We start from the raw sequence: 11,754 nt of genomic DNA on the forward strand, positions 1-11,754 counted from the left end.
AATTTTATAATTAAATTTTAATTCTTCGTAATCGTAAGGCGTTCGTAATAACAGAAACCGAACTAAAACTCATGGCTAAAGCTGCAATCATCGGTGACAATAAAATCCCGAAAAACGGAAACAAAACACCTGCTGCTATAGGAATACCTACAGTATTATAAATAAGTGCGAAAAACAGGTTTTGCCTAATGTTTTTCATCACAGCATGACTTAAATTTTTGGCTTTTACAATACCGTGTAAATCCCCTTTTACTAAAGTAATCATTGCACTCTCAATGGCGACATCTGTGCCTGTACCCATGGCAATCCCAACATCACTTTTTGCTAAAGCTGGCGCATCGTTAATACCATCGCCTGCCATGGCAACGACCTTACCTTGTTTTTGTAGTTGCTCTACTTCTTTCATTTTATCTTCAGGTAACATACTCGCTTTAAAATCTGCTAGATTCAATTCTGAAGCCACAGCTTGTGCTGTATCATGATTATCACCTGTAAGCATTACAACAGCAATCCCTTTATCTTGAAGAGCTTTAATAGCTTTTGCACTAGTTTCTTTTATTTTATCGCCAATAACAACGTAACCAACAACCTTACTGTCAATTGCTAAAAACGATACCGTTTTACCTTGTTTTTGGTAGGTTTTAGCGTCTTCCTCCATTTGTGATGAGATGTCTGCATTCGCATGTGCCATCATTTCAGGATTACCTAAGGCTACGTTTTTACCATTTACGTTGCCTTCAACGCCTTTACCTGTAACAGCACTAAATCCGTCCGATTTTAAAACTTCTGTTTTCTGCGCTTTACCATATTTAACAGTTGCTTCTGCTAAAGGATGTTCACTATGAGAGTTAAGCGACACTATATATTGTATAATCTCATTAGCACTAAAACCATCATTAAAAGACCCAACTGTTTCTACCGTAGGTTTCCCTTCAGTTATGGTTCCTGTTTTATCAATAATAAGCGTATCTACCTTATCTAATTTTTCAAGGGCTTCAGCATTCTTAATCAATACTCCATTTTGAGCACCTTTACCCACACCAACCATTACTGACATTGGTGTTGCCAATCCAAGTGCACATGGACAAGCAATAATTAAAACAGCTATCGCATTGACTAATGCATAAACATACGCTGGTTCTGGTCCCCAAATGGCCCAAACAGCAAAGGTTATTAATGAGATAATGACAACGACAGGTACAAAATATCCTGAAACTTTATCGGCTAAATTCTGAATTGGCGCACGACTTCGACTAGCATTATTCACCATATGAATAATTTGAGACAATAAGGTATCACTACCCACTTTCTCTGCTTTCATTAAAAACGATTGATTGCCATTGATGGTTCCACTACTCACTTTATCGCCTTCCGATTTGTTAACAGGAATAGGTTCTCCTGTAATCATAGATTCATCAATACTGGTATCTCCTTCGGTTATAGACCCATCAACAGGAATTTTCTCGCCGGGTTTTACTTTTAAAATGTCGTTCAGTTCAATCTTATCAATACTGACCTCAATCTCTTCACCATCTACTATTTTTATAGCTTTGTTTGGTGCTAATTTTAAGAGCTCTTTTACTGCGGAATTGGTTTTACTATGTGCACGCGCTTCTAAAAGTTGTCCGAGTAATACCAATGTAAGAATTACAGCTGCTGCCTCAAAATATACATGAACGGCACCGGATTCAGTTTTAAATTGATTTGGAAAAAAGTCTGGAAAAAACATCCCAAATACAGAAAACAACCACGCCACTCCTGCTCCAATGCCAATAAGCGTAAACATATTGAGATTCCATGTTTTTATACTATTGTAAGCACGTTCAAAGAACATCCACGTCGCATAAAACACGACAGGAATGGATAGTCCAAATTGAATCCAATTCCAGTTTTTTTGTTCCAAAACATCATATAATGGATTGTTAGGAATCATTTCACTCATGGCTATTAAAAATATTGGCAGTGTGAATACCACGGCAATCCAAAACTTTTTTACGAGCTTTTTATAGGTTTTCTCTTCTGAAGAAATATCGGGTTGCATAGGGACTAAATCCATACCGCAAATTGGACACGGACCGGCTTCATCTTTTACGACTTCTGGATGCATAGGGCAAGTCCATTGCTCTGAAGTGTAGGTGGACAGGTTCTGTTCTTCAACTAAATCCATTCCACAAACGGGACAATCTCCTGCCTTATCGTACGTTTTATCTCCTTCGCAATGCATAGGACAATAAAAGGTTCCTGTGCCTTTTCCTTTCTTAATTCCCACGGAAGTGGGAATCTCATCCTTCATATCATGATGCTCACCTAGTTTATGAATACTATAGCGTCCATCATCTTTTTTTAATGCGTCTTGAAATTTTTCAATAGGAATATGGGATGCCATTTCAATAGTAGCTTCTGCCTGTTCTAAATCAACAGTAGCTTGCGAAACACCTTCAACTTTAGATAATGTTTCTTCAACATGACTGCGACAACCGTTGCAAGTCATTCCGTGTATATGATAGGTGTGTTTCATTCCCATTCCCACGGAAGTGGGAATCTCATCCTTCACATGATGATGCTCACCTAGTTTATGAATACTATAGCGTCCACCATCGTTTTTTAAAGCCTCTTGAAACTTTTCTATAGGAATATGAGAATCCATTTCAATAGTCGCTTCTGCCTGTTCTAAATCAACCGTGGCCTGCGAAACACCTTCAACTTTAGATAATGTTTCTTCAACATGACTGCGACAACCGTTGCAAGTCATTCCGTGTATATGATAAGTATGTTTCATTCCCATTCCCACGGAAGTGGGAATCTCATCCTTCACATCATGATGCTCACCTAGTTTATGAATACTATAGCGTCCACCATCGTTTTTTAAAGCCTCTTGAAACTTTTCTATAGGAATATGAGAATCCATTTCAATAGTCGCTTCTGCCTGTTCTAAATCAACCGTGGCCTGCGAAACACCTTCAACTTTAGATAATGTTTCTTCAACATGACTGCGACAACCATTGCAAGTCATTCCGTGTATATGATATGTATGTTTCATTTTATTCGTTCTTTACAATTCAATAACAAATGTATTACCGTTTTAAAGCATACGTTTTTCTAATTCTGGTTATAATTTATACAATTTGGTCTAATGCTTTCCGATCCCAATCTTGTAATTTTTTATAGTGTGTCATAGACATTCCTGTTACCGATTTAAACTGTTTTGCTAAATGGCTACTATTGTTATAATTGAGTTGGTATGCTATTTCAGAAAAATTGAGTTGATTTAATTGAATGTATTCTTTTACTTTTTCAATCTTTAAATTGATAATATATTTCTCAAGTGTAAGGCCTTCCGACTTACTAAAAAGCTTACTAATTGCCGAATCATTTTTACCAATCGCTTGTGTGATTTTTGAAATAATAGGTTCCGAAGTGTTTTCGGATATAAACTGAATGACAAGCACTTTAATTAGCTCTATCAATGCCTTCGATTCATCTTCAATTAACTCAAACCCTAAGTCTTTTAGTTCACTTTTAATAACGTCGTACTTGGGGTTGAAATCCTGCTTGACAACCACTTTCCCAAGCGCTATAGATTCAATATCTAAACCATGACGCTCCAATAGATCCACTATAGTTGATTTGCATCTCGCACAAACCATGTTTTTTATGATTAAGGTATGTCCCATTTTATTGAATTAAATAGTTAATACGCGTTGTTTGAATATAATACGAAAAGATCGCTTCAATTTGGTTCATTTGAAACTTTAATTGTAATTCCTGAATATCTAATACATCATTAAAATCAATAGTTCCTGTTTCATAGCTTCGCATCAAAATGGCTTCTGCATCTTTGGCTTGTTTTAAGTTTTTAACCTGTGTATCATAACTTATTCTTGCAGAAATCCTATCGTTTATAGCAGTGTCCAAAAGCGTTTCTAAAGCGTTTAATCGTTCTTGTTTTTGGGCTTCAATTTCTTGTTGCTGTAAGTCGTTTTGCTTCGTTATCGATTTGTATTTCTTATTAAAAATAGGAATAGAAAGCGCTACCGTTGGCATAAAAATATCTTTGCCTTTTTCACTAAACGTAATGTCTGAACCGGCTTGAATATTTATATAATCGAATCCAAAGCCAAATGACGGATGACTTTCTTTCTGATTCAATAATTCGGATTGTTCTACCGATTGAAACAGTTTATCGTATTTCAACAATTCAGGATGCAATGCTAAATTTTCTGTATTAATTTCAAAATCTTCAGAAGGCATTATCAGTTCATCAACAACAGCAATTTCAATAGTTTTTTCTCTATTCAAAAGCTTATTAAGCGCAGTTTGTTCTGCTAAGTACTGTTGTTCTAAAACCAACCTTAGTTGCTCTAATTCATTCTGTCGCATTTGCAATCTAAAAACATCTACAGCAGAAGCTTTGCCCACTTCAATAGAGGTTAATGCCAACGTTTCATAAGTTTTAAGCAGTTCACTGTTTTCAACTAAAACAGCTTGTTTTGCTTTATTTACGTATAGTTTGTAATACGATTGCGACACAGAAACCATTAATTTTCGTTTAGCAATTACAATGTCTTCGTATTTTGAATCCGCCAAAGCGCTTGCGTAATTTTCACGAGACGAAATCGTTCCAAACCAAGGTAACATTTGTTTTGCTGACACTTTAAAACGTTGTGTTCCTGTTCGGGTTTCTGGTTCTAACACAAAATACCCTGCACTAAATTCGGTGTTTGGCAATGTGTTGACTTCATTCACTTTCTCGGAAGCAATACGATACTGTAACTCGAATTTTTGAATTTCAGGATTATTTTCTAAGGCCTCGTTTATGTAGGTTTCTAGTTCTTGACTTTGAATTGATAGAGCAAAGAGTAAAGAACCAAGAACAAAGACTGTTCTGAGTATGATATGATAATTGTAGTTTCTCATTAGTGTTTCCTTTAAAATCTATATTCTATTCTCTTTTTTCTCTAGTCTCTTTAATTTAAACTCTTCTCTCCAACTATATAAAACAGGCACAATAAAGTAAGATGTAATATCAATCACCATACCTCCAAAAATCGGAATGGCCATCGGAATCATAATATCACTCCCTTTTCCTGTGGACGTCAATACCGGAAGCAAAGCCAAAATGGTAGTTACGGTGGTCATTAAACAAGGACGAATTCGTTTTTCAGCAGCCTGTAAAGCAGAAGCTCTAATGCTCATTTTATCTGATGGCTTTTCACGATCAAAGGTTTGTGTGAGATAGGTTGCCATAACCACACCATCATCCGTAGCGATTCCAAATAATGCAATAAATCCGACCCAAACGGCCACACTTAAGTTGATGGTTTTCATGTTGAACAGCTCTCGCATATTCTCACCAAAGAGACTAAAATTGAAAAACCAATCTTGTCCATATAACCAAATCATAATAAAACCACCTGCGAAAGCCACTGTGATTCCCGTAAACACCATTAACGATGTGCTTATCGATTTAAACTGAAAATAGAGAATTATAAAAATAATGGCTAATGCTAAGGGCACCACAACAGCCAATGTTTTTTCTGCGCGTAACTGGTTCTCGTAAGTACCTGTGAATTGATAACTAATCCCTTTTGGAACTATTAATTCACCAGAATCTATGTTCTCTCGAAACAAGGCTTGTGCATTTTCTACCACATCAACTTCTGCAAATCCGTCTATTTTATCGAACAACACATAACCGACTAAAAAGGTATCTTCACTTTTTATCACTTGTGGACCTTGCTCATAACGGATCGTCGCCAATTCACTTAAGGGTACAGGGTTACCTTTTTCAACAGGAATGTAAATATCTTTTATATCTTCTGGATTGCCACGCAACTCTCTTGGATAACGCACACGAACTCCATAACGCTCTCTCCCTTCTACAGTTTGCGTTAATGCCATGCCGCCAATAGCAACTTTTAGCACACTTTGAACATCTTCAATAGAAATACCATAACGTGCTATTTTTTCTCTATCAATATCGATGAGTAAATAGGGTTTCCCTACAATTCGATCCGCAAAAACGGCTTCAACTTTAACACCCTCAGCTTGTTTTAAAAGTGTTTCTAATTGCAATCCGAACGCTTCAATTTGTTTTAAATCTTGCCCCTTCACTTTAATTCCCATTGGTGCACGCATTCCTGTTTGTAGCATGACCAATCGGGTTTCAATAGGTTGTAATTTTGGCGCCGACGTCACTCCTGGTAATTTGGTGACTTTTACGATTTCATTCCAAATATCATCAGGACTGTTAATTTCTGGTCGCCAGTTACGATAGTATTCACCATCATTGTCTTCTATGAGATGATTGCTTGTCACATTGAGCGCCGTTGAAATGTTTTCCGCTTTGTTCTCGACTGCGCTCGAACTGACAGCTAAATTTGTATTATAAAATAGTCGTCCATCTTTCAATTCAAACAATCCATCGTCATTAACTTTATAACGTTGTCGTTTCCCTTCTGCATTTCGCATGTATTCAGATTTATACTGAATCATATTTTCATACATGGATAAAGGTGCTGGATCTAAAGCCGATTCTGTTCTACCAGCTTTTCCGACAACGGTTTCAATCTCTGGAATCGTCGCGACAGCCATATCTAATTGCTGTAACACCCGTTTGTTTTCTTCCACTCCAGAATGTGGTAATGAGGTTGGCATCAGCAGAAAAGAACCTTCGTTTAAGGATGGCATAAATTCTTTTCCGGTGTTATTCATAATCCACACTCCAGAAACCAATACGAATGTCGGAATTAATAAAAACAACAATTTATTGGCTAAAGCCCATGCTAAAATCTGACCATAAAAACGTCTTAACACAGAGAATATCCCTAATATTCCGAAGCAGATAATGGCCACGAAAACCAAGTTGATAAGGATACTACGATCAAAACCTAAAGGCCTCCAATATTCGGCAAGAAGAAATACAATAGCTGCTGAAGAAATGATGATGTTAATGAGGTTAGCTTTTTTCGTATCTAATTTTCCTAATAGCGTTAGTAATCCTGTGACTCCAAACGCCATCAGAACAATGCCTAACCAATAACCGCTTATCACTATAGCAAGTCCTGCGGCGATTATCACACCATTTAAAATATGTCTAAATGATGTTTTAAGCGTCGTTTTTCTAAATAAATAGGCTGCGAAAGGCGGAATTAAAAATAAGGCAATCACTAAGGAAGCCGTTAACGCCATTGTTTTAGTAAAGGCTAAAGGTCTAAACAATTTTCCTTCGGCACCGATCATAGTAAAGACAGGCACAAAACTGATAATTGTGGTTAATACGGCTGTTAAAATGGCACCAGAAACTTCGGAAGTGGCGTTGTAAACAACTTCGTTTATAGTGTATTCTGAACCATCATCTCGCAGTCGCAATTTTTTATCATCGAGGTGCCGAATCATATTCTCAGCCAGAATCACTCCGACATCCACCATCGTTCCTATGGCAATCGCAATACCAGAAAGTGCCACAATATTGGCATCCACATCAAATAATTTCATGGCTACAAAAACCATTAAAACAGCCACAGGTAATAATCCGGAAATTAAAATGGAAGCACGCAGATTAAAGACCATCACAATGATGACCAAAATTGTAATTAGTATTTCGAGGGTTAAAGCCTCATTTAAGGTGTCTAATGTTTCTACAATAAGCTCGGTACGATCGTAAAACGGCACGACTGTTAATTGAGAGGTGCGGCCGTCTGCCAAAACTTTGCTTGGTAAACCACCTTTAAGTTCTGCTATTTTTTCTTTAACATTGGTAATCACTTCCATCGGATTAGCTCCATAGCGTGCTACCACCACTCCACCAACAACTTCAGCTCCTTCTTTATCTAAAATACCACGTCGTGCTGCAGGACCTAGCGAAACGTTAGCAATATCTTTAATTTTAATAGCGGTGTAATCTTCGGAAGTCACAACAGCATTTTCAATATCTTCTACCGACTTTACATAACCCAATCCACGAACTAAATATTCCGCTTGGTTAATCTCTAAAGTCTGAGCTCCTATATCTTGATTACTTTCTTTGACCGCTTTTACAACTTGGCTTAAACCGATGTTGTACTGACGCATCAATTCTGGATTCACATCAATTTGATATTCCTGCACATAACCACCAATAGAGGCCACTTCAGAGACACCGCTTGCAGAGGATAATGCATATTTTACGTAGTAATCTTGAATGCTTCGCAGTTCGTGTAAATCCCAACCGCCAGTAACGTTTCCGTTTTCATCGCGTCCTTCAAGAGTATACCAATATATTTGTCCTAAACCTGTGGCATCTGGTCCTAAAGCAGGATTAACATCTTGGGGTAATAAGCCACTTGGTAAGGAATTCAGTTTTTCTAAAATCCGGCTACGCGACCAATAGAATTCAATATCCTCTTCAAAAATGATATAGATGCTTGAAAAGCCAAACATAGACGAACTACGAATGGTTTTTACGCCAGGAATACCGAGTAAAGACGTGGTTAATGGATAGGTGATTTGGTCTTCTATATCTTGTGGGGAACGACCATCCCATTTGGTGAAAACGATTTGTTGATTTTCGCCAATATCTGGAATAGCATCTACAGCGACAGAATCACTTGGTAAAAAGCCAGTATTCCAATTAAAAGGTGCATTTACAGTGCCCCATCCTACAAAAAGGACGAGCAATAAAACGGCTATGAGTTTATTCTCTATTAAGAATTTGATGCTCTTATTTAGCATGAGGTTTGATATTTAAACAATTAGATATAGGTGTTAGGAAAACACCGCATACAGAAAATCATCCTAATGAATGACATCACCGGATAATACAGTCTATTGTTTAAAAATCAAATTAAATACGTCTCGTCTAGCTTGAAGAGTTGCTTGCGGACGAGTGGCGGTTTATAGTCTTCATAAGACGATGTATTGGTATCTAAACTTTCGAAAAGATTAATATACGTATAAACAAATGATGCTATAAAAACCTGCTGTTCTATAGAAATTTTATCGAATGCCAAGTGGAGTTCATCTTGGCCATCAACTACGGATTGTTCGTTTTTACAACAATCCTTTTTGGTAATTGTACAACCTTCCGTTGAAGGCTTTGCCATATCCATACCACAGCCTTTGGCTTTATTAAAGACAGCTGTTTCTACTAAAGTGTCACCACAATAATGCATATTGATTGTGAACGACAGTGTAGAAAATAAAACTACAAACGCCATCACTAAAGACATTATTTTATGAGAAACTGCTTTCATATGAAACGCGAAGTTACAAAAATTGAACAAACTATTTTTTTGTTTAACAGAAGTTTAAATGATGTAATGCGCTTTAAGGACATCTTGAAACGGTTTAAAGGTATAAAAACGCTGCACTCCCTTTTAAACTTATGAAGGGATTCCAATAAAAACGAACCTGTCTACAAATCATTAATTATCATAACACTACGTAAAGTTACGTATATAAAAATCGAAAGGATGTTGTAACTTTATAAACTTATAACGGCGTGTTAAAACATATCTTATCCGGAAAGGAATAAGGGATATGGAATGTTATTTAGTTGATATAATACGTTAGGCAAAATTAAAAACCAACGACAATGACAAGAATTTACAGAAGTTATTCAGAACCTGATAGAGAAAATCTGACTTGGGAAGAAACTTGGAGACAAGAAGACAAAGGCTTGATAAAAAATTATGAAGTCGGTAGAGCATTAGCAATAAAAGAACTTGAATTAGCAGAAAAAGCAAAAAGAGGAGAATTACCAGTTCTTGGATATAAAGGCGGAGTTGATAAAGCTTTAAAGAAAAAGGAAAAAATTGGAGCATTGAATTACATCGCTAAATGGCAAGCACTTCGAGGAGAAGATTTGAATATTGATATGAATGAGGAAATTGTTTTGACTTGTACAAAAACAAAAATGATAGTAACATTTACAATGGATTTAGAAAAATTAAAAAATGCTAACTAATGGACTTTTTAGCTATTGACGTTGAAACTGCGAACTCTGATATGGCATCAATTTGTCAAATTGGATTTGTGGTTTATGAAAACGGTCAAATAAAGAAAGAATGGTCAAGTTTAATCAATCCAGAAGATTATTTTGACTTTTGGAATGAGTCAATACACAACATTACCGAAGATGATGTAATTGAAAGCCCAAAATTTCCAGAAATATATGAGGTTCTTAAACAAAATTTAGAAAATTATGTTTGTGTTTGTCATACTCATTTTGACAGAGTTTCAATAAATAGAACTTGTGAAAAATATGGACTTCCTGCAATCCAAAATAATTGGATAGATACAGCAAAAGTTGCTCGAAGATGTTGGAATGAATTTGCATACAAAGGTTACGGACTTGCTAATGTTTGTAAAAAATTAGGTTATTCATTCAATCATCACGATGCTTTGGAAGATGCAAAGGCTTCAGCTCATATTTTAATTTCTGCAATTAAAGAAGAGGACAACACAATTGACGAATGGATAATAAGAGTTAACAATCCTATTTTAGCTAATGCAAAAACTTATAGCAAATCTGTTTCAAAAGAGGGAAATCCTGATGGGAATTTGTTCGGAGAAGTTTTAGTTTTTACAGGTTCACTGCAAATTCCGAGAAGAGAAGCTTCTTTGCTTGCATCTGAAATTGGTTGCAATGTTGTGAATAGTGTAACGAAAAAAACAACTCTTTTAGTTGTTGGAGACCAAGATATTAGCAGACTTTCAGGAAAAAACAAAAGTTCTAAACACTTAAAAGCAGAGGAATTGAAAATAAAAGGACAAAATTTAAGAATATTGAAAGAATCAGATTTTGTTGCATTATATGAATCGAATAAAGAATAAAATAACTTTGCCTAACACCGTATATAATTTATTGCTAGTTCTAGCCTACTTACGAAAATCCTCGCGGATTTTCTATTCGGTTTTTATTTGCTAAATTAGATGCTTAAACCACGCAACAAACCATATACAACAACGTTACCATACATTTTGACCCGTCCTGAATAAAGGCTACATAATTTTAAACATTATGTACAAAAATGACAAAGTAATTAGACGGTATTCAGAACCTTTTAAACTGAAAATTTTAGCCGAACTTACAACCGGAAAACACACAAAGAGTGAACTATGTAAACTCTACTCTATTGCGCCTACAACCGTTAATGAGTGGATTAAAAAGTACAATCGTAAAGACTTAATGAACACCAGAGTAAAAGTGGAAACTAAAGACGAAATTTCAAGAATCAAAGCTCTTCAAAAGGAAATTGAACAGCTCAAAAAACTACTGTATAAAAAGGATCTAGATGCTTTGGTATTAGATTCATATCTGGAAGTAGCTGCCGAAGATCTTGGCTATAAATCTGTAGCTGAATTAAAAAAAAAGTTAAGCATAAAGCCTTAGTAAAAGCTGAACAGAAATCTAAGGGATTTGCTTCTTTAACTACCATAACCCATTGTTTTGGGCTTAAACGTGATGCGTATTATAAATACAAATCTAGAGCTGATATGCGTTTAGAAATAGAACAACAGATTATTGAAATTGTTAGAGAAAGACGCAAATCCCTTCCTAGAGAAGGCGTTAGAAAACTTTTAAAATCATTAGATGCAGATTTTACTGAAGCCAATATTAAGGTTGGTAGAGATACTTTATTTAATGTTCTTAGAAAGCACCAAATGCTAACACTTAGAAAGAGAACTAGTGCCAGAACGACTAACTCGTATCATCGTTTTTATAAATACAATAACATTATAAAAGATGTAGAAGTCACAAGGTCTAACCAA

General features: G+C 35.9%; 8 protein-coding genes and 1 pseudogene. 4 read left to right on the forward strand and 5 right to left on the reverse strand.

What is annotated here, in order from left to right:
- Positions 1–10: 10 nt before the first annotated feature.
- The 5 genes from BLT80_RS18890 to BLT80_RS18910 form a co-directional block, all read right to left on the reverse strand.
- A complete protein-coding gene (locus BLT80_RS18890) occupies positions 11–3,040 on the reverse strand; it encodes a heavy metal translocating P-type ATPase (RefSeq protein ID WP_092470933.1) in 3,030 nt (1,009 codons plus the stop codon).
- A 76-nt stretch (positions 3,041–3,116) separates the two neighbouring features.
- On the reverse strand, positions 3,117–3,674 hold the full coding sequence (locus tag BLT80_RS18895) for a helix-turn-helix domain-containing protein (protein ID WP_092470935.1): 558 nt from the start codon (positions 3,672–3,674) through the stop codon (positions 3,117–3,119).
- Position 3,675: 1 nt separating this feature from the next.
- Entirely contained in the window at positions 3,676–4,917 is a 1,242-nt protein-coding gene (locus tag BLT80_RS18900) for a TolC family protein (protein ID WP_092470937.1), read from the reverse strand.
- Between the two features lie 18 nt (positions 4,918–4,935).
- Positions 4,936–8,712, reverse strand: a complete 3,777-nt coding sequence (locus BLT80_RS18905; RefSeq protein ID WP_092470939.1) for an efflux RND transporter permease subunit — start codon at positions 8,710–8,712, stop codon at positions 4,936–4,938.
- 107 nt (positions 8,713–8,819) lie between these two features.
- Entirely contained in the window at positions 8,820–9,233 is a 414-nt protein-coding gene (locus BLT80_RS18910; protein ID WP_092470941.1) for an HYC_CC_PP family protein, read from the reverse strand.
- Between the two features lie 341 nt (positions 9,234–9,574).
- On the opposite strand from BLT80_RS18910, the gene BLT80_RS18915 reads away from it, so the two are divergent.
- From BLT80_RS18915 to BLT80_RS18930, 4 genes and pseudogenes are all read left to right on the forward strand, one after another.
- Positions 9,575–9,946: a hypothetical protein gene (locus BLT80_RS18915; protein ID WP_092470943.1), complete on the forward strand. Its 372-nt coding sequence runs from the start codon at positions 9,575–9,577 to the stop codon at positions 9,944–9,946.
- Entirely contained in the window at positions 9,946–10,815 is an 870-nt protein-coding gene (locus tag BLT80_RS18920; RefSeq protein WP_092470945.1) for an exonuclease domain-containing protein, read from the forward strand. Before BLT80_RS18915 ends, BLT80_RS18920 begins: the two co-directional genes overlap by 1 nt.
- Positions 10,816–11,002: 187 nt before the next feature.
- Positions 11,003–11,374: a transposase gene (locus BLT80_RS18925; protein WP_092470243.1), complete on the forward strand. Its 372-nt coding sequence runs from the start codon at positions 11,003–11,005 to the stop codon at positions 11,372–11,374.
- A 104-nt stretch (positions 11,375–11,478) separates the two neighbouring features.
- Positions 11,479–11,754: pseudogene (locus BLT80_RS18930) on the forward strand (hypothetical protein); the annotation flags it as partial.

The organism is Winogradskyella thalassocola (genome assembly GCF_900099995.1).
Classification (GTDB): domain Bacteria; phylum Bacteroidota; class Bacteroidia; order Flavobacteriales; family Flavobacteriaceae; genus Winogradskyella; species Winogradskyella thalassocola.